A 23,696-nucleotide genomic window follows, 5' to 3' on the forward strand; every position below is an offset into this window, starting at 1 on the left:
TGCGAAATAATCGCGCGCGATCTATATTGGGGGGATGCTGGACCGTGCCCTGACCCTTGATGAATTGCTGTGCTTTTCGCTCTATTCCGCCAATCACGCGATGGGGCGGCTGTACCGCCCGTTGCTGGCGCGGTTCGATCTGACCTATCCGCAATACCTGGTGCTGGTGGCGCTGTGGCAGCAGGACGGCCGCAAGGTGAGCGATCTGGGTACGGAATTGCAGCTGGAATCGAACACGCTGACGCCGCTCTTGAAGCGGATGGAGGCGGCGGGGCTGCTCAGGCGCGCGCGCAACCCACAGGATGAGCGCAGCGTGATCGTGACCCTGACTGACAAGGGCCGGGCGCTGGAGGGCGAGGCGGCGGACATCTCGAACTGTATCCTGGCGGCGGCGGATGCGGACCTGGCCGAACTGGCCGAGCTGCGCGACCGGCTGCACCGGCTGACGGCTCGGTTGCGCGAGGCCGGATAGCGGCCCCGCGCGTCAGGTGGTCACCGTGACCACCCCTTTCATATGCGGGTGATAGGCGCAGAAGTAGGGATAGGTGCCAGGGGTGTCGAAGCGGATCACCGCCTGCCCGCCCTTTTCCAATTCCTCAGTGTCCCAGTTCACCTCAACATCGGTGGCGGTATGTGGGGCAAAGTCGTGATTGATCCAGCGTACGGTTTCCCCGGCCCGGATGGTGACTTCGGCCGGTTCAAACGCAAAGGCGCGGATATCGACCACCACCGGGCTAGAGCCCGATGCGGGGAGGGCGGAACCCACGATCGCCCCCCCCGCACCGAAGCAGACCTGTCTGCGGGTCAGCCGCATTTCAGGCCGTTCACCATCTGCTCGGCATGACCTTCGTGCACCTTGAAGGTGACAAGCGCCTCGGACAGCAGATCCTTGAGCGGTTCGACGGTCACGGTCGGGATGAACACGCCTTCGACCGTCTGGTTGACCACCTGATGGTAGCCGAGTTCGTTCTGGGCATAGGCGCAGTCAAAGGCCTTGCCGCTGAGCGACATCAGTTCGGCGCGCTTGTCGGCGGCACCCTTGACCAGCGTGCGACTCAGATCATTGTCCTGCGGGGTGACCTTCAGCTTGGTGATCAGGTCACCGGCGGCCACGTTCACCGCGGTATGGTCGCGGATCATGGTTTCGGCGAAGGCGCGGACCTCGGCATTGTCGGACACGGCCAGCGCCAGATGCGCATAGCGGATGTCGATCTGACCGGCGGTATAGGCGGTATGCGCGATTTCGAGGTCGTTCATCTTGTCTGCTGCCTGGGCCGTGTGCGCCGCGAATCCAACGGCGAGAGTGGCGGCGAGGGTAATGGTTTTCATGTTCTGTCTCCTTTCAAGGTTTCTGTGAACCCTGAAATAATCGATTTCCCTGTGTGTTGAATGCGCGTGAGGGTAAAGAACATTGCAGATCGTTCAGCTATCTGGACGGATTGGGAAAATTGTGTATTCTGGCGGCATGTTGGACCTGCTTAGCGATATCCTCACCCGCCTGTCCCTGAAGGGGACGCTGTATTTCCGCACCTCGTTCACGCCGCCGTTCGGGGTGCATGTGCCCTCGTATCAGAACGTGGCCCGGTTTCACTTTGCCTATCGCGGCGAATGCATGGTGCATGTGCCTGCGGCGAACGAGACGCTGCGGCTGACCCAGGGCGATCTGGTGCTGATCCCGCACGGGGCCGAACACATGCTGATGTGTCAGCATTCGCGCCCCGATTCGGCGCTGCCGCTGGATACGGTGCTCAGCCGGTCGGGCTATCGCGGCGAGGGGGTGCTGGTCTATGGCGGCGACGAGGACGATCAGGACACGCAGCTGATCTGCGGGCATCTGACCTATGGCATGCATGGCCGCTCCTGTCCGGGTCATACCCTGTTGGAGCGGCTGCCGCCCTATATCCTGATCCGCGATTATGGCGAGGAGCGGGGTGTCTGGCTGGAGGCGACGTTGCGGGTGATCGCGGCCGAGGCGGGGCGCGACCGGATGGGCAGCGACCTGATCGCGCTGAAGATGACCGAGGCGCTGTTTGCCCAGGCGATCCGCGCGCATCTGGAGACGGTGAGCCCGGATGATTCGGCGCTGGCGGGGTTTGCCGACCCCAACCTGTCGCGGGCGCTGAGCGCGTTTCACCGCGACCCGGCCAAGGATTGGACGGTCGAGGGGCTGGCGCGGATCGCGGGCCAGTCGCGCACCGGCTTTGCCCAGCATTTCGCCGCCAAGATGGGAATGACGCCGATGCAATACCTGACCTCGTGGCGGATGCAGATCGCCTGCGAGGGTCTGGTCGACAGCCGGTTGAGCGTGGCCGATGCCGCCGAACTGGCGGGATATGCCTCGGAAGCGGCGTTCAGCCGGGTGTTCCGCAAGCAGCTCGGGGTATCTCCGGCCGCCTATCGGCAGCAGTTCGATAGTGCGAAACGGCAGACTTTGGCTGCATCCTGAACGATCTGGCTTAATTTTCGAACTCTGGATCATTCAGCGTTCGTACTTCTGTCTCCATATCAGGGGCATGCCGCCTGTGGGCGGTTCAACCAACCTGATAAGGACCCCAAACATGTCTATCCGTTTTGTGACACGCACCGTGCATGCCTATCTTGACTATCCTGTCGCGCTGGCCCTGATGGGTCTGCCCGTGATCCTGGGCCTGGGCGCCGAGAACCCGATGGCGCTGTGGCTGTCGGTGATCACCGGCATCGCCGCCTTTGTGCTGACCCTGCTCACCGACCACCATCTGGGTGTCTGGCGGGTGCTGCCCTACAAGTTTCACCTGGCCGTTGATCTGACTGTCGGCATCGTGTTCCTGCTGGCGCCCAGCCTGTTCGGCTTTGCGGGGCTGGATGCGCTGTTCTACTGGATCAACGGCGCGGCTGTGGTGACCGTGATCTCGCTGAGCACCCCGGAGGCGAAACCGGCGATGTAAGCCGGTGACGGCCCGGCCGTTCACATTTACCCTGTGACGGCAGCGATCCGTCACAATATCATCGTGAGAAGTTCAAGATTCTGAGCCGCTGGTTTTACAAACCGGCGGCTCTCATGCGGCCTATCAATCGCGCGGACCGGAGGTTTCGGCCGCCAGACAGGAGAGCATTCGCATGACACGACTTCTACGCCCCTCGCGCCGGGCCTTTCTGGCGGGTGGCACCGCATTCACCGCGACGCTGGCCATGCCCTCGATCAGCCGCGCCGCAGCGCGCCCGGTCTTTACCCATGGGGTGCAATCCGGTGACGTCGATACGATGTCGGGCATGATCTGGACCCGCGCCGACCGCCCGGCAAAGGTGATGATGGAGGTGTCGAGCACCGAGAGCTTTGCCGACGCGCGCCGCCTGTCGCCGATGTTCGCCACCCCTGAGAGCGATTTTGCGGTCAAACGGCTGGTTGATGGCCTGCCCGCTGATCAGGAGGTATTCTATCGCTTTGTCGCCGCCGATCTGGACGATATCCGCGCCGTGTCCGAGCCCATCACAGGCCGGTTCCGCACCGCCCCCACCGCGCGGCGCGACATCCGGTTCGCCTGGTCGGGCGATACCGCTGGTCAGGGCTGGGGTATCGACGACGAGGGCATGCGCACCTATGCCACCATGGCGCGGCACCGGCCCGATTTTTTCATCCATTCCGGCGACACGATCTATGCCGACGGCCCGATGAAGGACGAGGTCGAAAAGGACGGCGCGGTGATCTGGAAGAACACCACCCTGATCGAGGAGAAGCGCAAGGTGGCCGAGACGCTGGCCGAGTTCCGGGGTCAGTGGAAATACAACCTGATGGACGAACATGTGCAGGCGATGAACGCGCTTTGCCCGACGTTTTTCCAGTGGGACGACCATGAGGTGGTCAACAACTGGTCGGATGCCAAGGACCTGAGCGCTGACGACCGCTATTCCGAGAAATCGGTGCATGTGCTGCAAAGCCGCGCGGCGCGGGCGTTCCACGAGATGACGCCGCTCAGGATCACGCCCGCCGAGCCGGGCCGGGTCTATCGCAAGATCTCCTACGGGCCGATGCTGGATGTGTTCTTCCTCGACCTGCGCAGCTATCGCGGGCCCAACGGCGCCTCGATGGAGGAGGAAATCACCGATCAGAGCCGTATCCTGGGCGCCGAGCAGCTGGCCTGGATCAAGCGGGAGCTGGCGGCATCGACCGCGACCTGGAAGGTGATCGCATCCGACATGCCCATTGGGCTGATCGTCTGGGACAACTGGAAGGAAAAGGCGGGTGCCGAGGCGATTTCGAACGGTGATCACGGCCCCGCCAAGGGGCGCGAGCTGGAAATTGCCGACCTGCTGCGCTTCATCAAGAGCGCGGGCGTGCGCAACACGGTCTGGTTCACGGCGGATGTGCATTACACCGCCGCGCATCACTACAGCCCGGACCGGGCGCAGGTCCAGGATTTCGATCCGTTCTGGGAGTTTGTCTCGGGCCCGCTGCATGCCGGAACCTTCGGCCCCAACGATCTGGACCGGACCTTTGGCCCCGAGGTGAAGTTCGTCAAGGCGCCGACGCCGGAGCAGGGCGCGAACCTGCCGCCCAGCATGGGTTTGCAGTTCTTTGGCCTCGTGGATATCGACGCGGCCAGCCAGCAGATGAAGGTTCGCCTGATGGATCGCGGCAATACCGAGCTGTGGTCGGTCACGCTCGACCCGGTTCTGTCGGCGCTCTGACGTTTGCCACGGGCCAGAAAATTGAAAATTTTCTGGTGACAGAATTTCTGCGAAATTCTGCGGCTGGCCCCGATGGGGCCAGTCAGCGTCTGGCGCGGCCTTCGCGCAGAATGGTGTAGATGCCGCCCGCGACGATGATGGCGCTGCCAATCCAGGTGGCGGCGTCTGGCGTTTCGCCAAACACGACAATGCCTAGGATCATGGCAAAGACCAGCCTTGTATAGCGGAACGGCGCGATGACCGAGATTTCACCACGCCGCATCGCGCGGGTCAGGCACTCGTATGCCAGTACACCGAACAGGATCGCGGCACCCAGGTGCCGCGCCGTACTCCAATCGGGAAAGGCAGCGCCGCCGGTCCAGCCGAGCGCCAGCGCACCCGAGACCACCAGTGCGCCAAAGCCGTAGACGCCCAGTTGCGCGTTGCTCAGCCGGGCTCGCGCGGCGCGGGTGGCAAGGTCGCGCCCGGCAAAGCCGATCATGCCGAGGACGGCAAAGATCGAGGCGGGGACAAAGCCCTGCATCCCGGGGCGCAGGATCAACAGCACGCCCGCCAGCCCGATCAGGATGGCGACCCATCGCCGCCAGCCCACCGTTTCCCCCAGAAACAGCGCCGCCCCCATCGCCACCACCAGCGGTGTCGCCTGAAGGATGGCGGATGTGCTGGTGAGCGGGGTCAGCGCCAACGCCAGCGTATAGCAGATGCGGCCCATCACCTCGAAGCCCGAGCGGATCGCGAGCGTCCGGTCGGGCCGGACAAGCGCGGCCTCACCCCGCAAGCGGGCCAGAAGGGCAAAGATGCCCATGCCGCCCAGCCCGAAGAGGATCAGCACCTGTCCGACCGGCAGGACCGCGGTGGCGGATTTGACGAACATATCCTCGAGCGCGAAGGCGCCCATGGCGGCCACCATGTAGAGGCTGCCGCTGAGGTTTTCGGCCTGCCGGCTCATGGGCGTCAGAAATCCACGCCGCGCTGCGCCTTGATCCCGGCCTCGAACGGGTGCTTTTCGACCGTCATTTCGGTCACCAGATCGGCATAGTCGCGCAGCGCCTGCGGCGCGTCGCGCCCCGTCAGGAACACGCTGGTCCGGCCCGAGCGCGCCTTGAGACCGTCCAGCACCGTATCGACCGAGAGGTATTCGTAGCGCAGCGCGATATTGATCTCGTCCAGCACCACGAGGTCATAGTCACCGCTTTCCATCAGTTCGCGCGCCTTGCCAAAGGCGGCGGTGGCGGCGGCGATGTCGCGGTCGCGATCCTGGGTGTCCCAGGTGAAGCCCTCGCCCATCGTGTGCCAGGTCACCAGGTTATGTTCCTCGAAGAAACGCCGCTCGCCGGTCTTCCACTTGCCCTTGATGAACTGGACCACGGCCACCTTTTGCCCCCAGCCCAGCGCCCGGATCACCACGCCGAAAGCGGCCGAGGATTTGCCCTTGCCCTTGCCGGTGTTGATCAGCACCAGCCCGCGCCCGGGGTCGACCGCCTCGGAGACTTTCTTGCGGTGTTCGGCCTGTACGGCCTTCATTTTTTCCTTGTGGTCCTGCGCGTCGGTCATCTGTGTTCCTTTCCCGGTTGCGCGCTACCCTAGGGCGTGGCGCGGAAAGGTAAAGGTCACGCCTTGGGATTGAGCGGGCGCGTCTTCACATTGTCGAGGCCCAGTTGACGCTCGCGCCAGATCACCACCACGTTGCCCGCGATCACCAGCAGGGCGCCCACCAGCATCACCAGGGTCGGCAATTCGTCGAACCAGACATAGCCGATGATGATGGCGAACAGCATCGAGGCATAGTCATAGGGCGCCAGCATCGAGGCCTGGCCAAAGCGGTAGGAGGAGGTGACGAGGATCTGCGCCACCCCGCCGATCAGCCCGGTCAGGATCAGGATCGCGGCCTGTTCCGGGGTCGGCATGGTCCAGCCGAAAAACGCCGTCAGCGCCGAAAGGAGCGTCGCGGTGAGCGAGAAGTAGAAGACGATGGCGGCGGCGTGATCGACCTGCACCAGTTGCCGGATATGGATCTGGACAAAGGCGCGCGCCACGGTCGCGCCCAGCACGCAGAGCGCGCCAATGGTGGCCGCCTGATCCAGCGAGGCGCCGGTGCCCAGACGCGGCCAGAGCATGACGATCACGCCCAAAAGGCCCAAAGCGACCGCGCCGATGCGCACCAGGCGGATGGTTTCGCCCAGCATCAGTGCCGCGAGAATCAGGGTAAAGATCGGGGTGGCATAGCCGATGGCCGTCACCTCGGGCAGGGGAAGCAGGCCGAGGCCGGTAAAGGTCAGCCCCATGGCGCTGGTGCCCAGGAGGCCGCGCCAGAAATGGCCCATGGGTTTCTTGACGATCAGACCCTGCCGCAACTGGCCCCGTGCGATCAGGTAAACCAGGATGACGGGGATCGCGAAGAGCGAGCGGAAGAACACCATTTCGCCCGGCGGGAAATCGGCTGACAGCGCCTTGATCATCGCCGACATCACGGTGAACAGCACCAGCGCGCTGAGTTTCAACGTGATGGCCAGGACCGGTCGATGCGATGTTAAGGGGTTTGCCATGGCGCGACCCTGCGCCTTTGGGGGGCAAAGATCAATCGCTTGATTTCTGCTATCGGTAACAGTCATTGTGCAGGTGCAGAAAGTAAGTGGGAGCACAGGGTATGGATCAGTTATCAGCCGCGTTTGGACCGCAGGTGTTTGATGTTCAGGGCGTGGGCGCGTGGCGATCCCGGTTCGCGGTGACCGATCTGGCAACCCGCTGCTTTGGCGCGGTGGGCGCGGCGCTGGGCGAGGTGATCGAGGCCACGGGTCTGGGGCCGCGTCCGGCGGTGACGGTGGACCGGCGGCTGGCCTCGCTATGGTATTCCTGGTCGATCCATCCGCAGGGCTGGCAGATGCCCGGTGCCTGGGACCCCATTGCGGGGGATTATGCGGCGGCGGATGGCTGGATCAGGCTGCACACCAATGCGCCGCATCACCGGGATGCGGCTTTGTCAGTGCTGGGCTGTGCGGCGGAACGGTCGGAGGTGGCCGAGGCGCTGCGCGGCTGGCAGATCGACGCGCTGGAGGCAGCGGTTGTGGGCGCGGGCGGGGCGGCGGCGGCGATGCGCAGCCGCGACGCCTGGCTGGCGCATCCGCAGGGGGCGGCGGTGGCGGCGGAGCCGCTGGTGCATTGGGCCACGCGCACCGGTGCCTTGCGCGATTTCGGCGGTACACGGGCGCGGCCGCTGGCGGGGCTGAGGGTGCTTGACCTGACGCGGGTGCTGGCGGGGCCGATGGCGACGCGAACGCTGGCCGGGTACGGGGCCGAGGTGCTGCGCATCGACCCGCCAAGCTGGTCGGAACCGGGGGTGGTGCCTGATGTGACGCTGGGCAAGACCTGTGCCCATCTGGATTTGAAACAGGCCGCTGACCGGGCCCGGTTCGAGGCGCTGCTGGCGGGGGCGGATGTGCTGGTGCATGGTTATCGTCCCGGCGCGCTGGATGCGATGGTTTCCCGCGAGCGGCGTTTGGAGCTGGCGCCGAACCTGATCGAGGTGAGCCTCTGCGCCTATGGCTGGACCGGGCCATGGGCCGGACGGCGCGGGTTCGATTCGCTGGTGCAGATGAGTTGCGGCATTGCCGAGGCTGGCATGGGCTGGGCCGGAGCGGAGAAGCCGCATCCGCTGCCGGTGCAGGCGCTGGACCATGCGACGGGGTATCTGATGGCGGCTTCGGTCCTGTCGGCGCTGGCGCGGGCGGCGCGGGGAGAGGGCGTGTCCTCGGCCCGGTTGTCGCTGGCGCGCACGGCGGAGCTGCTTTGTGGCCTGGAGAAGGGTGAGGATGGCCCGGCGATTACCGGCTCTACCCCCGATGACCTGTCGGATTGGGACGAGCAGACCCCTTGGGGACCGGCGCGACGGCTGAAACCGGCGCTGAGCGTCGAGGGGGCGCCAATGCGCTGGGACAGCGCGGCTTGTGAGCTGGGATCGTCGCCTGCGGCGTGGCGCTGATCAGGTCAGCCACCAGAGGAGGCCCGAGAGGGTGAAGAAGGCCAGCGTGGTTGCCGTGAGCAGGGCGATCGAGGCCATGCCCTCGTGCCCCAGTTCCTGTGCCAGAACGGCGTAGATGCCGAACATCGGCATCGCCGCCGACAGGATCAGCGCGGTGCGCATGTCGGCATCCATCGGCAGACCGATGGCGACGACCAGCATCACCGCCAGCAGGGCCAGCGCCGGGTGCAGCAGCAGTTTCAGCGCCGAGATCTGCACCGCATGCCAGCGGCTGCCGCGCCAGCCGAGGCCCGCCAGCGAGCCGCCGATCACCACCAGCGCCAGCGCCGAGGCGGAGGCGGCCAGCATCTGCATCAGCCGGGTCACGGCCTGCGGCATCGGTACGCCTGCGAGGCTGACCACGAGACCCAGGAGCAGGCCGATCACCATCGGGCGTTTCAGCACGCCCCAGAGGATGCCGGCGATCCGCTGGCCGATGCCGCCCTGCGCGCGCCCGCGCGCCATGTCCATCAGGATCAGGCAGGCGGGGATGATCAGCACGTTTTCGACCAGCATGTTCATCGCCAGGATCACGCCCGCCAGATCGGGAAAGGTGAGCAGCATCACCGGATAGCCGACAAAGCCGGAATTGGGACAGGAACTGCCCATCACTGCCACCGCGCGGCGGGTGGCCTCGGTGCCCGACAAGGTGAACCACAGGTAGCTGAGTGCCACGGTGCCAAGCCCGGCGGCGGCAAAGGCCAGCATGTAGCCGGGGTGGAACACCTCGGCCACGTTGCGGCTGGCCACCGCGTTGAAGAGGAGCGCGGGCATGGCGATGTCCATCACATAGCGGCCCAGCACCCGCATGTCTGCGGTGCTGAACCAGCCTTGCCGGACCACCAGAAACCCGATGGCAAGTGCGCCGTAGATCGGAAAGGTGATGGTCAGGATCTGACTCATGCCGTGGTCCATTCGGCAGGCAGCGGCGTGCCGATCTCGGCCGCGAAATCGTCGAGAAAGCGCAGCATCAGCGCGATGCGGGCCTGGGCCAGGGCGCGGCCCTTGATGGTGAGCATGCCTTGCGGCAGGGACAGCAGCTTTACCCGCCAGTGGTCGAGCGAATAGAGCGCATCGTCGGGTGCGCGGTGTTCGCAGAAGGGATCGGCGGGGTCATAAAGCGCCCGGCCCAGCGAGCCGGAGACCGAGAAGTTGCGCGCGATGCCGATGGCACCCAGCGCATCGAGCCGGTCGCCATCGCGCAATATGCGCGCCTCGTCAGTCTCTGGCGGGATCCCGGCGGAGAAGCTGTGCGCGGCGATGGCGTGGCCGGTGGCCGCGATCTGTGCCTCGTCAAAGCCCAGGTCGCGCAGGATCGGCGCGGCCTCCTCGGCCGAGCGACGCGAGGCGGTGTGGCGGTCGGGCGCGTTCTTGGGCAGGTTCACCAGATCGTGCAGGTAGCTCGCGGCGAGAAGAACGGTCATGTCCGCTTCGGGTCCGGCGATGGCCTGCACATTGACCCAGACCCGGTCCAGATGGGCGAGATCATGCGCCGGGTCGGTCGCCATGCGCTGGGCGACGATGCCGCGCAGCGCCTGGTGCAGGTCAGCCGATATGGCCACGATTGGCCCCGATCTGGCCCCGGTGCAGCAGCAGGTGATCGAGGATCACGCAGGCCATCATCGCCTCGCCCACCGGCACGGCGCGGATGCCGACGCAGGGATCGTGGCGGCCCTTGGTGATGATCTCGGTCTCTTCGCCCGATTTGGTGATGGTCTTGCGGGTGGTCAGGATCGAGGAGGTGGGTTTGACCGCAAAACGGACCACGATATCCTGCCCGGTGGAGATGCCGCCCAGAATGCCGCCCGCGTGGTTCGAGCTGTATTGCGGCCCGTTCTGGCCCATGAAGATCTCGTCGGCATTGGCCTCGCCGGTCAGTTCGGCGGCAGCCATGCCCTCGCCGATCTCGACGCCCTTGACGGCGTTGATCGACATCATCGCGGCGGCCAGATCGGTGTCGAGCTTGCCATAGACCGGCGCGCCGAGGCCCGCGGGCACGCCGCGCGCCACAACCTCGATCACCGCGCCGACCGAGCTGCCGGACTTGCGCAGCCCGTCGAGATAGTCGGCCCAGTCAGCGGCGGCCTGGGCGTCGGGTACCCAGAACGGGTTCTGTTCGATCTGTGCCCAGTCGAAGCGGGCGCGGTCGATGCGGTGCGGACCCATCTGCACCATGTAGCCGGTGATCTGGACATTGGGGGCCAGGGCGCGGATGGCCTCGCGCGCGAGGCCACCGGCGGCCACCCGCGCGGCGGTTTCACGGGCCGAGCTGCGGCCGCCACCGCGATAGTCGCGTATTCCGTATTTCTGGAAATAGGTGATGTCGGCATGGCCGGGGCGGAACTTGTCCTTGATGTCGCCGTAGTCCTTGGACCGTTGGTCGGTATTCTCGATCATCAGCTGCACCGGGGTGCCGGTGGTCTGGCCCTCGAACACGCCCGAGAGGATCTTGACCTCGTCGGCTTCGCGGCGCTGGGTGGTGTATTTGTTCTGACCGGGTTTGCGGCGGTCGAGCCAGTGCTGGATCATCGCCTCGTCGATCGGCACGCCGGGCGGGCAGCCGTCGACCGTGGCGCCAAGCGCGGGTCCGTGGCTTTCACCCCAGGTGGTGACGCGGAAGAGATGGCCAAAACTGTTCATCGACATGGGCGTGCTCCTTTGCGCGATGTGCTTAGCGGGCTGTGCCCCGGGCCTCAAGGGGTTTGCGGGGTGGAAAGGGAGGAGGGGGCGCTGCCCCCCGTCTCCGCGATGCGGAGACTCCCCCCGGAGTATTTTGAGCGAAATGAAGGATCAGGCCGCTTGCGCCAGTCTTGCCCGGGTCGCGGCGATCTGGAGCGCGGCGCGGGCGACCTCGCGCCCTTTTTCGACGAAATGGGCGGCGAATATGGCGTTGTGATGCGCGGTTTCCTGATACTGGTGCGGGGTCAGCGAGACAGACAGGACCGGAACGCCACTGTCGAGCCCCGCGCGCATCAACCCGTCGACCACCGCCTGGGCCACGAAATCGTGCCGGTAGATGCCGCCATCGACCACGAAGGCGGCGCAGGCCACGGCGGCATAGCGGCCGGTCTGTGCAAGGTCGCGGGCGAGCAGCGGCATCTCGAACGCGCCGGGCACGTCGTAGATGTCGACCTGTTCCGCCGGGATGAGGTCGAGAAAACCGTCGAGCGCGCGGTTGACGATATCGGCATGCCAGTTGGCCTTGATGAAGGCATAGCGGGTGTGTGTCATCATGATCTCCATTGGTTAGACACGTCACCCAAGGCGATCACGAACGGATGGGCGCACGCGGGGGGCGTGGCCTGGCCGTGCGTTCTCTTTCATCCGGACTGTGACCGTCGGCTCTGGCCTCTCACCAGATCTGCTGACACTCTTCTGCTGGCTCCACGATTTGTCCGAAAACCGGTTCCCACTCTTCGGATCGTGGACGCGGGAAAAGCCGCTCGCGGGCTCGCGGGGCTGGCCCGCATACCGCCGGTGGGGAATTTCGCCCCGCCCTGAGAACGAGGGAGAACTTGCCAAGGCGCGCATGCCGCTGCAAGACGGAATCGACAAGAGAGGAGAACCGCAATGCATCCCAACCCGGCGTTTCGTGGCGAGAGCACCGCGCGCAATCTGGAGTTTGCCCGGGCGCGCGGCTTTGGCGTGCTGGCGGTGGCCGCCAAGGGGGCGCCACTGATCAGCCATGTGCCATTTCTGCTGAATCCTGACGGGGACGTGGCGGAGCTGCATCTGGTGCGGTCGAATCCGATCGTGCGGCTGCTGGCAGAGCCGGTTGCGGCGCGGTTGGCGGTCAGCGGGCCGGACAGCTATGTCTCGCCCGACTGGTACGGGGTCGAAGAGCAGGTGCCGACCTGGAACTATGTCGCGGTGCATCTGGTCGGACGACTGGAGCTGCGGCCACAGGAGGAAATGCGCGGGCTGCTCGACCGGCTCTCGGCCGAGTTCGAGGCGCGGCTAGCGCCCAAGCTGCCCTGGGTTGCGGACAAGATGCAGCCTGAGGGGTTGGTGCGGATGATGCGTATGATCGTGCCCTGCCGGTTGCATGTCGAAGATGTGCAGGGAACCTGGAAACTGGGCCAGAACAAACCTGATGCCGCGCGGATGGACGCGGCAGAGGCGATGGAGGACGCCGGGGTCGGGTCCGAGGTCGCGGCGCTGGCGGCGTTGATGCGGGCGGTGTCCTAGGCCGACAGCCCGGCGGCGCGGGCGATTTCGGCGGCGACGAAATCGGGGTCCTGCATCGGCATGAAATGCGTCAGGTCGGGGCGGTGGCTGTCGGTACCATGGGCAAAGGCCGCCGCCAGCCCGGGCCAGGTGGGCGAACGGGTGAAATCGTGCATCGTTTTCAGGTCGAACGGGTCCGAGCGCAGCACGCGCACCGGGCAGGTGACCCGTGCCACATGGTCGAAGATGCCCGGGTTGGAGAAGGCGGCGGCATAAGTCGCGGCCTCGGTCTCCGGCGCGCAGGCGAGCGTCAGCCCGCCCTGGCCATCGGGGCGCAGGGCGTGATCGCAATAGGCGTGCAGCGCTTCGGGCGTGAAGAGCGCATAGGGGCTGCGGTCGCGGAAGCGGGCGAACATCTCGGCCGGGCCGGTGAAGGTGCGCTTGCGTTGGGCGGCGGGGTGTGGGCCCGCGGCGCGCATGATCCGGGCGCCGGTTTCGTAAAAGGCCGGGTCCATGATCACCGGGTCGATCAATACCAGCGCGGTTACCCTGTCGGGGCTGAGCGACGTGGCCTGGGTCAGGGCGTGGCCGCTGATGGAATGGCCGATCGCGACAAGGTTGCGCAAGTCGAGCGCATCGAACAGGGCGGTGAGGTCCTGGCCGATGATCTGCCAGTGATCGAAGGGGCCGCCGGAACTGTGCCCGTGGCCGCGCAGGTCGACGCAGATCGAATGCACGGGCGGCAGGCGGGCGATCACCGGGTCCCAGACACGGGCGTGAAAGCCGGTGGCGTGCGACAGGAACAGGGTCTTGCCCCGGCCGCGCAGCTCAGGGCGCCGCTCGACATAGGACAGGGTGATGTCCCCAATCGGGCAGGACTTGCGGTCGGGGAGGGAGGGAGCGTCCATCTGGATACCGGTTGCAGAGGGTGCGGCCAGCCTAGCGGCGCGGGTGCGGCATGCTCAAACACGACGTCAGGTCATGTTCGGGGGTTGATTTGGCGGGCGGGCCGGATACCACTTGGCGGAGCAACGGCCCTTGCGGGCCGCGACCCCCGAAGTCAGGAGAATGCGGCATGATGAAACTCTATTACAGCGCAACCTCGCCCTATGTGCGCAAGGTCATGGTTCTGCTGCACGAGGTCGGCAAGCTGGGCGACGTCGAACTTGAAAGCGCAAGCGGCACGCCGCTGGTCCCTGCCGTGGCGCTGTTGGCCAAGAACCCGCTGACCAAGGTGCCGGCGCTGGAACGGCCCGAGGGGCCGACCCTGTTCGACAGCCGGGTGATCACCGCTTACCTCGATGCGCGCTACAAGGGCGGGCTGTATCCCGAGGGCGACGGGCGCTGGAACACGATGACGCTGGAGGCGCTGGGCGACGGTATCACCGACGCGGCGCTGTTGATGACCTATGAAGGGCGGCTGCGGCCCGAGGACAAGCGCTGGGACGACTGGACCGAAGGGCAGTGGAACAAGATCGCCCGCGCCTGCGCCGCGCTGGAGAGCCGCTGGATGGCGCATCTGGCGGGGCCGGTGGACATGGGGCAGATCGCGGTGGCCTGCGCTCTGGCCTATGTCGATTTCCGGCATGACGCGCGCGGCTGGCGCACCGGGAACCCGGCTCTGGCGGCGTGGTTTGCCGAATTCGAATCGCGTCCCTCGATGGTCGAGACGCGCCCGCCTGCGGCCTGAGGCGGGTAAATTATCCGGGTCGAGCTTGAAATTGTGTGGCTCTGCCGCGACATGAAAGGCAAACTGCGGCGTCCTGCGCGCCTATGACCGCTGGACGAACCGATTTCTCCCGGATAGATACCCGCCCTGAGACACCGCATTTCCGTGCGGTGTACATGCATGTTTGCCCGGACCCGGGCGCTGGAATCGGAGAAAACCTCGTGTCCCACGCAGAAGATCACGAAGGCACCCGCAGAGATTTCCTCTACTACGCCACGGCTGGCGCAGGTGCCGTAGCCACGGGAGCCGCCGTTTGGCCCCTGGTCAACCAAATGAACCCCTCGGCCGACGTGCAGGCTCTGTCGTCGATTCGCGTGGATGTGAGCGGCGTCGAAGTGGGCACCCAGATCAGCGTGAAGTTCCTGGGCAAGCCGGTGTTCATCCGCCGCCGCACCGAGGAAGAGATCAGCGAGGCGCGGGCCGTCGAGCTGGGCGAGTTGATCGACCAGAGCGCAGAGAACCCCAACAAGCCGGGCGCCGATGCCAGCGACGAAAACCGTTCGCTGGATGAAAGCGGCGAATGGCTGGTGATGATGGGTGTCTGCACCCACCTGGGCTGTGTGCCGCTGGGCGATGGCGCCGGCGATTTCCACGGCTGGTTCTGCCCCTGCCACGGCTCGCACTACGATACCTCTGGCCGGATCCGCAAAGGTCCCGCGCCCGAGAACCTGCACATTCCGGTTGCAGAGTTCGTCGACGAAAACACCATCAAGCTGGGATAAGGAAGCGCGCTCATGGCCGGTATTCCGCACGACCATTACGAACCGAAGACGGGCGCCGAGAAGTGGCTGCACAGCCGCCTGCCCATCGTCGGCCTGATCTATGACACCATCATGATCCCCACCCCGAAGAACCTGAACTGGTGGTGGATCTGGGGCATCGTCCTGGCCTTCTGCCTGGCGCTGCAAATCGTCACCGGGATCATTCTGGTGATGCATTACACGCCGCATGTCGACATGGCATTCGCCAGCGTCGAACACATCATGCGCAACGTGAACGGCGGCTATATGCTGCGGTATCTGCACGCAAACGGTGCCTCGCTGTTCTTTGTCGCGGTCTATATCCACATCTTCCGCGGCCTGTTCTACGGCTCGTACAAGGCGCCGCGCGAGATCACCTGGATCGTCGGCATGCTGATCTATCTCTGCATGATGGGCACCGCCTTCATGGGGTACGTGCTGCCGTGGGGACAGATGTCGTTCTGGGGCGCAACCGTGATCACCGGCCTGTTTGGCGCGATCCCCTTTGTGGGCGAGGCGATCCAGACCTGGCTGCTGGGCGGGCCCGCCGTGGACAATGCCACGCTGAACCGCTTTTTCTCGCTGCACTATCTGCTGCCCTTCGTCATCGCGGCGCTGGTCGTCGTGCATATCTGGGCCTTCCACACCACCGGCAACAACAACCCCACGGGTGTTGAGGTGCGTCGTGGCTCGAAAGCCGAGGCCGAGAAGGACACGCTGCCGTTCTGGCCCTACTTCGTGATCAAGGACCTGGTGGGCCTGGCCATCGTGCTGGTGGTCTTCTGGGCGATCGTCGGCTTTATGCCGAACTACCTGGGCCACCCCGACAACTATATCGAGGCCAACCCGCTGGTGACGCCCGCGCATATCGTGCCGGAATGGTACTTCCTGCCGTTCTACGCGATCCTGCGTGCCTTTACCTCCGAAGTCTGGGTGGTGCAGATCGCCAGCTTCGTGACCGGCGGTATCATCGACGCCAAGTTCTTTGGCGTGCTGGCGATGTTCGGCGCGATCCTGGCCATGGCGCTGGCGCCCTGGCTCGACACCTCGTCGGTCCGTTCGGGCAAGTACCGTCCGATGTTCAAATGGTGGTTCTACCTGCTGATCATCGACTTCTTTGCCCTGATGTGGCTGGGCGCGATGCCGGCGGAAGAGCCCTATGCATCCTTCTCGCTGATCGCTTCGGCCTACTGGTTCGGCTACTTCTTCGTGATCCTGCCCATCCTGGGCGTGATCGAGAAGCCGCTGCCGCAGCCGGCCACGATCGAGGAAGACTTCAACGCGCACTACGGCACGGCGTCTGACGCCACTCCGGCCGAGTAAGAAGAGGGACCGGAACTCATGTTCAAGAAACTAGCAATCGGTGCCGCTTTTGCCCTGGCGCTTGCTCCTGTCGCATCTTTTGCGGCAGGCGGCGGCGAGCAGCATATCGAGGATTTCCAGTTCTCGTTCGAAGGCCCGTTCGGCACCTATGACCAGAACCAGCTGCAACGCGGCCTTCAGGTCTATACCGAGGTCTGTGCGGCCTGCCATGGCCTGAAATACGTGCCGCTGCGCACGCTGGGCGACGAGGGTGGCATCGGCTGGACCGACGATCAGGTCCGCGCCTATGCATCCGAAACCTTCACCGTCTATGACCCGGAGCTGGAAGACGATCGCCCGGCGATCCCGACCGATCATTTCCCGGCCAACACCGCCGCTGGCGCCCCTGACCTCAGCATGATGGCCAAGGCGCGCGCGGGCTTCCACGGCCCCTACGGTCTGGGCATCAACCAGCTGTTCAAGGGCATCGGCGGCGCGGAATACATCGCCTCGCTGCTGACCGGCTATACCGGCGAGGAAAAGGAAGAGGCAGGTTCGATCCTGTACGAGAACACCGCGTTTCCGGGTGGCTGGATCTCGATGGCGCCGCCGCTGAGCGACGAGCAGGTCGAGTTTGCCGATGGTCATGCCAATGACCTGCACCACATGGCGGCTGACGTGTCGGCCTTTCTGATGTGGGCCGCAGAGCCCAAGATGATGGCCCGCAAGCAGGCCGGTCTGGTCGGCGTGATCTTTCTGACCATCCTGGCCAGCATGCTGTACCTGACCAACAAGCGTCTGTGGGCGCCGCACAAGGGCAAGAAGCACTAAGCCTCTCTTGCACTTTGGTTTCGGAAACCCCGCACCGCCTGGTGCGGGGTTTTCTTTTGGCCTTTTGGGACGTGATTGCCATCACGGCGACCGTTCGACCCATCAGCAGGCGCTTATTTCAGAAAAATAAGCCCCTGTTCGATGGTGTGAATGCCGGAGCATGGCCAGTTTCGGGGCAGACGGCGGATGGTCCGCCTGTCCCAATCTCAGGAGATGTCCCATGAAACACTTTGCCCTGATCGCCGCGCTCGCCCTGGCCGCCAGTCCGGTTCTGGCCTTTGATCTGACCACCGACACCCAGCTGGGCAGCACCCCGGACGAGATCCGCATCAGCCTGAAAGACCTGGGCTATGACGTTCGCAAGATCGAGGACGAGGACGGCAAGATCGAGGCCTATGTGGTCAAGGACGGCAAGATGGCCGAGGTCTATGTCGATCCCAAGACCGGCAAGGTCAGCAAGATCGAGATGGAGTGATGACGGATGGCCGGGACACCGGGCGGGCGCGACGGCGCCCGCGAGATCCGCGTCTGGGACCCATTGGTGCGGCTGACGCATTGGGGGGTGGCGCTGGGCGTGCTGGTCAACAGCGCGCTGACCGATCCCGATGGCGCGCTGCACGAGCAGATCGGCTATGGCGTGCTGGCGCTGGTTGTGCTGCGGCTCTTGTGGTGTATCGTTGGGCCGAAACCGGCGCGCTTCACCGCCTTTCCGCCCAATCCTTCGGCTGCGCTGGGGCACCTGCGGGCGATGCTGCGGGGCGAGCGCAGGGTTCACCTGTCGCATAATCCCCTGGGGGCACTGATGGTCTATAACCTGTGGCTGACACTGCTGGCGCTGAGCGCCACGGGCATCATGATGGGCACGGTCACGTTTTTTGGCGTCGACTGGGTCGAGGAGGTGCATGAGGCGGCCTTTGGCTGGCTGATGGTCTCGGTGGCACTGCATGTGGGCGGTGTGCTGTTCGACCAATGGCGCACCGGCGTGCCGCTGGCCCGCGCGATGGTGACCGGGCGCAAGCGGATACAAGCGGAACGGCTGGACGGATGACCGCATGGCTCCGTCCCCTGATGCGGCCCGGCGGTGCGGATGAGCGCCGGGCCGCGATCCTGGCCTGGATGATCGTGTTGCAGGGCCTGTGCGCCCTGTTCTTTATCGGTGATGTGCTGGCCGATCTGCGGGCCGGAGTTGCCGACGAAGGCGCACATCTGTGGCTGGAGGGGGGCGTGGCGCTGGTTCTGTGCATCGGGCTTGGCGTGCTGATGTACGAGTTGCGCCAGTTGCTGATGCGGATAGAGCGCGTCACCTCCACCCTGCGCGCGGCCCGTGGCGAGATGGCCGAGGTGATCGAGGGATTCTTTGCCGATTGGGGTCTGACACCCGCCGAGCGTGAGGTGGCGCTGATGATCCTCAAGGGGCTGGATAATGACAGCATCGCTACGGTTCGGGGCCGAGCGGCGGGCACGGTGCGGGCGCAATCGGCGGCGATCTATGCCAAGGCGGGGGTCGATGGGCGGACCCAGTTCCTGAGCCTGTTCATGGAAGAGCTGCTGGCGGATCCGGAATAAGGGAGGGGCGCTGCCCCTCTTGCCCTGCGGGCAATTCACCCCGGAGTATTTTCGACCAGAAAGAAGCGCGAGGGTGTTGGCGGCGTGGTGAGGGTCGCAAGCACCTTGGCTGCATTGGCCTGTGGGGCGGCGGTGCCGTCGAGCTCCAGATCATAGCTCAGACCGCCGTGGACATGTGCATGGTCGCGGGCGGCGCTGCCAGCGGGGCGGTCGCCGCGCCGATGCTCTCGCCGGGTCAGGGCTTGCAGTGGGACATGGACGCCGATGAACAGGAGCGTATGGGCGGCCAGCAGATGTTGCAAGGTTGGATGCCAGCCGGGCGTGTCGAGAATATGTTCGAGGATCAGATCGTTTCCGGCATCGGCGAAGCCTGCGACGGCGCGGTGGAACCCGTCAAAGAAACCTGGGCGCGCGGTGGACCAGGCCTTGTAGGCGGCAGGTGTCCAGGCGCCGCTGTCGCGCAGGTGATCAATGGAGAGATGCAGCCACGGCCGGTCTGATGCGGACCGGATCGCGGCGGCGATCGTCGACTTGCCGCTGCTGGACGGGCCATGCAGGAACAGGATGGTCGCCATGGGGTGGTTCAGGCCAGAAGCTGGCTGCCCGAGGTGCCGGTAATCGTGGCAGTGACGATCTGGCCTTCGGGCTGGGGTGTGTCGAAATGCACTTCGGTGAATTGTTCGGTGCGGCCCATGTGTGGGCTTTCCATCAGGATGCGGTGGTTGCGCCCGACCTGTTGGGTCAAGTGCAGCGCCACGCGCCTGTCGCCTGCGGCGCGCAGGCGGGCGGAGCGGTCCTTGATGGTCTTGCCGTTCACCTGGCTGGGGATTTTGGCGGCGGGCGTGCCCTCGCGCCGGGAATAGGGGAAGACATGCAACCAGGTCAGGTGACAGTCGTCGACGAGCCGGAGCGAGTTTTCGAAATGCGCCTCGGTCTCGGTCGGGAAACCGGCGATGATATCGGCGCCGAAGGTCATCTCGGGGCGCAGGCGCCGGGCCTCTTCGGCAAAGCGGATGGCGTCATCGCGCAGGTGGCGGCGCTTCATCCGTTTCAGGATCAGGTCGTCACCATGTTGCAGGCTGAGATGCAGATGTGGCATCAGGCGCGGTTCGGTGGCGATGGCCTGCATCAGGTTCTCGTCCACCTCGATCGAGTCGATCGAGCTGATCCTGAGGCGCGGCAGGTCGGGCACCAGCCGCAGGATGCGCATCACCAGATCGCCCAGTTTAGGGCTTGCGGGCAGGTCGGCGCCCCAAGAGGTGAGGTCGACCCCGGTGAGCACCACCTCGTTGTAGCCGCGATCCACCAGCCGCTTGATCTGGTCCACCACCACGCCCGCCGGAACGCTGCGCGAGTTGCCGCGGCCATAGGGGATGATGCAGAAGGTGCAGCGGTGATCGCATCCGTTCTGCACCTGAACATAGGCGCGGGACCGAGTGCCGAAGCCGTCGATCAGGTGACCGGCGGTTTCGGTCACGCTCATGATGTCGTCGACCTGCACCGCCTCGGTCTCGCCGATGAAATCGGCAGCCATGCTCTTCCAGGTCTCGGGCCGCATCTTTTCGGTATTGCCGATCACCGCGTCGACCTCGGCCATGGCGGCGAAGGTTTCGGGTTCGGTCTGGGCGGCGCAGCCGGTGACGATCAGGCGTGCGGTGGGGTTCTCGCGGCGCAGGCGGCGGATCTCCTGACGCGCCTTGCGCACGGCCTCGGCGGTGACGGCGCAGGTGTTGACGATGACGGCATTGTCGAGCCCCGCCTGGGCCGACAGTTCCTTCATCGCTTCGGTCTCATAGGCGTTGAGACGACAGCCGAGCGTGGTGAACTTTGGCGCGCTCATCCCAGGCTGGCCAGGAATTCGGGCGTCAGCGTGGCGCTGAAGACATGCATGGTGGGGCCGGTCATCCAGACCCCGTCCTCGCGCCAGTCGATCCAGAGCGTGCCGCCGTCGAGGTCGATCTGCACCTTGCGGCCCGTGAGGCCCCGGCGGGCGGCGGCCACGGCGGTGGCGCAGGAGGAGGAGCCGGAGGCCAGGGTGATGCCGACGCCACGCTCCCAGACCCGCATGCGGATACGGTCGGGGCCGATCACCTGGGCCACCTGCACATTGGTGCGCTGCGGGTAGAGCGGGTGATGCTCGTAACGGGCGCCGAACTCGGCCAAATGGATCGCTTCGGCATCGGCGACGAAGAACGTACAGTGCGGATTGCCCATGCCGGTCGCGGTCGGGCCGCCCTCGATGGGCAGTTCCAGCGTATCCATCTCTTCGGCCAGCGGGATCTCGTGCCACAGAAGTTGCGGCGCGCCCATGTTGACCGAGGTCAGCCCGTTGCCCGCATCGCGCGCATAAAGATCGCCCCGATCGGTTGTCAGGTGCAACTCGGTCTTGCCGGTCTCGTCCATCAGGTAGCGCGCGATACAGCGGGTGGCATTGCCGCAGGCGGCCGAGGTCGAGCCGTCGGCGTTCAGAAACACCAGATGCGCGTCGCCGCTGCCCGGTTCGATCAGCGCCAACTGGTCGAACCCAACGCCGAAATGGCGATGCGCGATACCCTGGGCCATCGCCGGCGACACCGCGACCGGATGCGTGCGCGCATCGACAACGACAAAGTCGTTGCCCAGCCCATGCATCTTCATGAAGGTCAAACCGGTGTTCTGCTGCTGCGTCATGGCGGCCATATAGCGCCGGGCCGAAAAATATTCCAGCCCGCTGGAAAGATTCCGGAAAAAAGGGGTTGACCCCCCTCTGCCACCTGCCTAATTAGGCCGCCTATCGGGTCGCCGGATACGCCGGAAACGAAAGCGACACGAGGCGCAAATAAGCTCTTGAACCCCTTTGGTGAATCGGCTTAGAGAGCGCCACGGATCGAAAGATCGAACAAAAGAGTGGGCCGTTAGCTCAGTTGGTAGAGCAACTGACTTTTAATCAGTGGGTCACAGGTTCGAATCCTGTACGGCTCACCACTGTTTTCAAACACTTACGAGGCTTTGCCACGTCTATCGCCTTTGATGGGTAAGCGCAGGGTAAGCGTACACGCTGCAGAGTTCCGAATTTCGTTGCCATTTTTTCTGCTGTGCCTCAGCCTTGGGTAAAACGAGGAGGAGAGCATGGGCCACATTCGGCTGGGGACGTTACCGCAGTCCAAAAAGTGGCGTGACGTCGTTGCCCTTCTCAACTCAGACGCCCCGCTAGAGCAGATCGCACAAGCGGCGGCAGACGCCTCAGAGAGGGATCTGAAGCGGGCGTCCGACGATCCGATTTTTCAACATGTCTCGAATCTTCTTGTAACCCTTCCGTTACAAGCACGCTCTCCATCCTTCTTGGAATTTGTCACAGGCCTTGGCCTGAGTGAGGAGAACCTGACATCCGTCACGGGCCTGCTTGCAGGGCTAAACTCTGTGATAGATGCTCAGGCGTATGAACTTGGCCGTGCGTCTGATGCTGGGGATATTGCAAAGGCCGCGTTGTTGGAGACCTTGTCTGTCCAGCTTAACGGCCGTTTGCCCTCGCTCTTTGAACCAACGCCAGCAGAAGTCCGTCGCGCATTAGCAGGATTTTCCAGTGGTCAGGGCTTTGCAGTCCTTGCGCGAGATTTCTTTGCGCGTCTGACATATCGATCGCTCGACTATTACCTCAGCAGGGAACTGGCAAACCATACTGGCGCTGGGAAGCGATTTGCGTCAGATGCCGAGAGAGTTGCGTTCCAGCAGGCGCTCAGACAACACGCATTTGAAGCGTCGCGCATCGTCCAAGAGTTTGCGGGCGGGTGGTATGGTAAGACCGTTTGGAAGGAGCAGTCGCTTGACCAGGACGCGATAAACAACTTCACTCGGTTCGCCTTCACGAAGATGCGGAGGGAACTGGGGCGTCGCCGTGCCGCCTGAATACAAGGTCCGCTGTCTGCCACCTGTGACCCGCAGCGGTGGGGATGAGGTCCTGCGGTTTGATTTGGATGGTGAAGAGCGCGCCATCTCATTGAAGATCTCGCAGCTGACGCAGCGGATGGTCGCCGGTCTGCCCGATCGCACATTGGACCTGCTGGAACTTGCCGCCCTTGTCTATGCCGTTGATTCATCAGTGAGCAGGGGCGGGCTTGCGCTGCAGAATATGGGTGCGAAATGGCACCGCCGGTTCCATATCGAGATGGCCGTTCGAGACTTGGCGTTCTGGGAACAATCTGATGTCTCAGCGGCGTTGGAAGAGCTTCTGGCGTTCCTGAGCGGTGACACGTTCACATTCACATTCGGTGTGAGGCAGCATTCGGACGCAGAGCGGAACCGGTTCTTTAAGTTCGGTGAGGAGTCGGCTTGGTCCGCAGACCGTATCCTAATGTTTTCGGGTGGCTTGGATTCGTATGCCGGGGCTCTAGAGGAAACCGTGCGCCAGGGTTTTAGCGTTGCGTTGGTGAGCCATGCATCGTCGACCAAGATTGAGCGCGTTCAAAAGGACTTGCTAGCTGCGCTGCGCGCGAAGCTGAATCCCGACTTGTTCCGGCATGTCCCGGTGCGGATGCAAATGGTCGGTGGTGTCAAAGAGGGAAGCCACAGAAGCAGATCTTTTTTGTTCGCCATCCTTGGCGCTGTCACTGCATTTGGATTTGTGAGAACGGCGGTGCAAAAGTCTGCCACGGTAGCGGCGGGATAGGCCTGCTGCGGGCGGTGTAAAAACCGGCCACTT

28 protein-coding genes, 1 tRNA gene and 1 riboswitch are annotated in these 23,696 nt (G+C 64.5%); of the genes, 16 read left to right on the forward strand and 13 right to left on the reverse strand.

The window, feature by feature from the left end:
• Positions 1-34: 34 nt before the first annotated feature.
• Positions 35-472: a MarR family winged helix-turn-helix transcriptional regulator gene (locus tag OE747_RS20675; protein WP_263830365.1), complete on the forward strand. Its 438-nt coding sequence runs from the start codon at positions 35-37 to the stop codon at positions 470-472.
• 12 nt (positions 473-484) lie between these two features.
• Here OE747_RS20675 and OE747_RS20680 read toward each other — a convergent pair whose 3' ends face one another.
• Both OE747_RS20680 and OE747_RS20685 read right to left on the reverse strand, forming a co-directional pair.
• Positions 485-766, reverse strand: a complete 282-nt coding sequence (locus OE747_RS20680; RefSeq protein ID WP_263830366.1) for a cupredoxin domain-containing protein — start codon at positions 764-766, stop codon at positions 485-487.
• A gap of 38 nt (positions 767-804) precedes the next feature.
• Positions 805-1,329, reverse strand: coding sequence for a DUF4142 domain-containing protein (locus tag OE747_RS20685; RefSeq protein WP_263830367.1), 525 nt, complete (start codon positions 1,327-1,329; stop codon positions 805-807).
• 136 nt (positions 1,330-1,465) lie between these two features.
• Between OE747_RS20685 and OE747_RS20690 the strand changes: the two genes are divergently transcribed.
• The 3 genes from OE747_RS20690 to OE747_RS20700 all read left to right on the forward strand — a co-directional run bounded on the left by OE747_RS20690 (position 1,466) and on the right by OE747_RS20700 (position 4,665).
• Positions 1,466-2,446, forward strand: a complete 981-nt coding sequence (locus tag OE747_RS20690; RefSeq protein ID WP_263830368.1) for an AraC family transcriptional regulator — start codon at positions 1,466-1,468, stop codon at positions 2,444-2,446.
• A 112-nt stretch (positions 2,447-2,558) separates the two neighbouring features.
• On the forward strand, positions 2,559-2,924 hold the full coding sequence (locus OE747_RS20695; RefSeq protein ID WP_263830369.1) for a hypothetical protein: 366 nt from the start codon (positions 2,559-2,561) through the stop codon (positions 2,922-2,924).
• A 172-nt stretch (positions 2,925-3,096) separates the two neighbouring features.
• Complete coding sequence (locus OE747_RS20700) at positions 3,097-4,665, forward strand: alkaline phosphatase D family protein (protein ID WP_263830370.1); 1,569 nt, start codon at positions 3,097-3,099, stop codon at positions 4,663-4,665.
• 82 nt (positions 4,666-4,747) lie between these two features.
• Here OE747_RS20700 and OE747_RS20705 read toward each other — a convergent pair whose 3' ends face one another.
• The 3 genes from OE747_RS20705 to OE747_RS20715 are packed head-to-tail and all read right to left on the reverse strand — an operon-like array spanning position 4,748 to position 7,211.
• A complete protein-coding gene (locus tag OE747_RS20705) occupies positions 4,748-5,614 on the reverse strand; it encodes a DMT family transporter (RefSeq protein WP_263830371.1) in 867 nt (288 codons plus the stop codon).
• A 5-nt stretch (positions 5,615-5,619) separates the two neighbouring features.
• A complete protein-coding gene (cobO, locus tag OE747_RS20710) occupies positions 5,620-6,219 on the reverse strand; it encodes a cob(I)yrinic acid a,c-diamide adenosyltransferase (protein WP_263830372.1) in 600 nt (199 codons plus the stop codon).
• Between the two features lie 56 nt (positions 6,220-6,275).
• Positions 6,276-7,211, reverse strand: a complete 936-nt coding sequence (locus OE747_RS20715) for a DMT family transporter (protein WP_263830373.1) — start codon at positions 7,209-7,211, stop codon at positions 6,276-6,278.
• A 101-nt stretch (positions 7,212-7,312) separates the two neighbouring features.
• On the opposite strand from OE747_RS20715, the gene OE747_RS20720 reads away from it, so the two are divergent.
• Entirely contained in the window at positions 7,313-8,644 is a 1,332-nt protein-coding gene (locus tag OE747_RS20720) for a CoA transferase (protein WP_263830374.1), read from the forward strand.
• Here the strand turns inward: OE747_RS20720 and OE747_RS20725 are convergent, their stop codons facing one another.
• From OE747_RS20725 to OE747_RS20740, 4 genes are all read right to left on the reverse strand, one after another.
• The gene (locus OE747_RS20725; protein WP_263830375.1) at positions 8,645-9,586 is read right to left on the reverse strand and encodes an AEC family transporter; all 942 of its coding nucleotides are present in this window, start codon (positions 9,584-9,586) and stop codon (positions 8,645-8,647) included.
• Entirely contained in the window at positions 9,583-10,245 is a 663-nt protein-coding gene (locus tag OE747_RS20730; RefSeq protein ID WP_263830376.1) for an HD domain-containing protein, read from the reverse strand. The genes OE747_RS20725 and OE747_RS20730 overlap by 4 nt, the downstream gene beginning before the upstream one ends.
• The gene (gene aroC, locus OE747_RS20735) at positions 10,229-11,329 is read right to left on the reverse strand and encodes a chorismate synthase (RefSeq protein WP_263830377.1); all 1,101 of its coding nucleotides are present in this window, start codon (positions 11,327-11,329) and stop codon (positions 10,229-10,231) included. The genes OE747_RS20730 and aroC overlap by 17 nt, the downstream gene beginning before the upstream one ends.
• Positions 11,330-11,473: 144 nt before the next feature.
• Positions 11,474-11,914, reverse strand: coding sequence for a 6,7-dimethyl-8-ribityllumazine synthase (locus OE747_RS20740; RefSeq protein ID WP_263830378.1), 441 nt, complete (start codon positions 11,912-11,914; stop codon positions 11,474-11,476).
• Positions 11,915-11,991: 77 nt separating this feature from the next.
• Positions 11,992-12,192: riboswitch (FMN riboswitch) on the reverse strand.
• A gap of 61 nt (positions 12,193-12,253) precedes the next feature.
• Here OE747_RS20740 and OE747_RS20745 point away from each other — a divergent pair.
• Positions 12,254-12,871: an FMN-binding negative transcriptional regulator gene (locus OE747_RS20745; RefSeq protein ID WP_263830379.1), complete on the forward strand. Its 618-nt coding sequence runs from the start codon at positions 12,254-12,256 to the stop codon at positions 12,869-12,871.
• Here the strand turns inward: OE747_RS20745 and OE747_RS20750 are convergent.
• Positions 12,868-13,758 (reverse strand): alpha/beta fold hydrolase, encoded by an 891-nt coding sequence (locus tag OE747_RS20750; RefSeq protein WP_263830380.1) that lies wholly within the window; start codon positions 13,756-13,758, stop codon positions 12,868-12,870. The genes OE747_RS20745 and OE747_RS20750 overlap by 4 nt on opposite strands.
• A gap of 170 nt (positions 13,759-13,928) precedes the next feature.
• Between OE747_RS20750 and OE747_RS20755 the strand changes: the two genes are divergently transcribed.
• The 7 genes from OE747_RS20755 to OE747_RS20785 all read left to right on the forward strand — a co-directional run bounded on the left by OE747_RS20755 (position 13,929) and on the right by OE747_RS20785 (position 19,018).
• Positions 13,929-14,540 (forward strand): glutathione S-transferase, encoded by a 612-nt coding sequence (locus OE747_RS20755; protein ID WP_263830393.1) that lies wholly within the window; start codon positions 13,929-13,931, stop codon positions 14,538-14,540.
• Positions 14,541-14,740: 200 nt separating this feature from the next.
• Entirely contained in the window at positions 14,741-15,301 is a 561-nt protein-coding gene (gene petA / locus OE747_RS20760) for a ubiquinol-cytochrome c reductase iron-sulfur subunit (protein WP_263830381.1), read from the forward strand.
• A gap of 12 nt (positions 15,302-15,313) precedes the next feature.
• Complete coding sequence (petB, locus tag OE747_RS20765; RefSeq protein ID WP_263830382.1) at positions 15,314-16,642, forward strand: cytochrome b; 1,329 nt, start codon at positions 15,314-15,316, stop codon at positions 16,640-16,642.
• Between the two features lie 18 nt (positions 16,643-16,660).
• A complete protein-coding gene (locus tag OE747_RS20770) occupies positions 16,661-17,452 on the forward strand; it encodes a cytochrome c1 (RefSeq protein ID WP_263830383.1) in 792 nt (263 codons plus the stop codon).
• A 220-nt stretch (positions 17,453-17,672) separates the two neighbouring features.
• On the forward strand, positions 17,673-17,927 hold the full coding sequence (locus tag OE747_RS20775; RefSeq protein WP_263830384.1) for a PepSY domain-containing protein: 255 nt from the start codon (positions 17,673-17,675) through the stop codon (positions 17,925-17,927).
• A gap of 6 nt (positions 17,928-17,933) precedes the next feature.
• On the forward strand, positions 17,934-18,500 hold the full coding sequence (locus OE747_RS20780) for a cytochrome b/b6 domain-containing protein (RefSeq protein WP_263830385.1): 567 nt from the start codon (positions 17,934-17,936) through the stop codon (positions 18,498-18,500).
• Positions 18,497-19,018, forward strand: a complete 522-nt coding sequence (locus OE747_RS20785) for a helix-turn-helix transcriptional regulator (RefSeq protein ID WP_263830386.1) — start codon at positions 18,497-18,499, stop codon at positions 19,016-19,018. The genes OE747_RS20780 and OE747_RS20785 overlap by 4 nt, the downstream gene beginning before the upstream one ends.
• 35 nt (positions 19,019-19,053) lie before the next feature.
• On the opposite strand, the gene OE747_RS20790 is transcribed toward OE747_RS20785, so the two are convergent.
• Genes OE747_RS20790 through dapF form a run of 3 tightly spaced genes read right to left on the reverse strand, consistent with a single transcriptional unit; the run spans position 19,054 to position 21,688 of the window.
• A complete protein-coding gene (locus tag OE747_RS20790) occupies positions 19,054-19,593 on the reverse strand; it encodes a chloramphenicol phosphotransferase CPT family protein (protein ID WP_263830387.1) in 540 nt (179 codons plus the stop codon).
• Between the two features lie 8 nt (positions 19,594-19,601).
• A complete protein-coding gene (mtaB, locus tag OE747_RS20795; protein WP_263830388.1) occupies positions 19,602-20,858 on the reverse strand; it encodes a tRNA (N(6)-L-threonylcarbamoyladenosine(37)-C(2))-methylthiotransferase MtaB in 1,257 nt (418 codons plus the stop codon).
• Positions 20,855-21,688 (reverse strand): diaminopimelate epimerase, encoded by an 834-nt coding sequence (gene dapF, locus OE747_RS20800; RefSeq protein ID WP_263830389.1) that lies wholly within the window; start codon positions 21,686-21,688, stop codon positions 20,855-20,857. The genes mtaB and dapF overlap by 4 nt, the downstream gene beginning before the upstream one ends.
• A 218-nt stretch (positions 21,689-21,906) precedes the next feature.
• Between dapF and OE747_RS20805 the strand changes: the two genes are divergently transcribed.
• The 3 genes from OE747_RS20805 to OE747_RS20815 all read left to right on the forward strand — a co-directional run bounded on the left by OE747_RS20805 (position 21,907) and on the right by OE747_RS20815 (position 23,663).
• A tRNA-Lys gene (locus OE747_RS20805) sits at positions 21,907-21,982 on the forward strand.
• Positions 21,983-22,126: 144 nt separating this feature from the next.
• A complete protein-coding gene (locus OE747_RS20810) occupies positions 22,127-22,903 on the forward strand; it encodes a hypothetical protein (RefSeq protein WP_263830390.1) in 777 nt (258 codons plus the stop codon).
• Complete coding sequence (locus tag OE747_RS20815; protein ID WP_263830391.1) at positions 22,893-23,663, forward strand: hypothetical protein; 771 nt, start codon at positions 22,893-22,895, stop codon at positions 23,661-23,663. The genes OE747_RS20810 and OE747_RS20815 overlap by 11 nt, the downstream gene beginning before the upstream one ends.
• The last annotated feature ends 33 nt before the right edge of the window (positions 23,664-23,696 follow it).

Source organism: Ruegeria aquimaris (genome assembly GCF_025751555.1).
GTDB lineage: Bacteria > Pseudomonadota > Alphaproteobacteria > Rhodobacterales > Rhodobacteraceae > Ruegeria_B > Ruegeria_B aquimaris.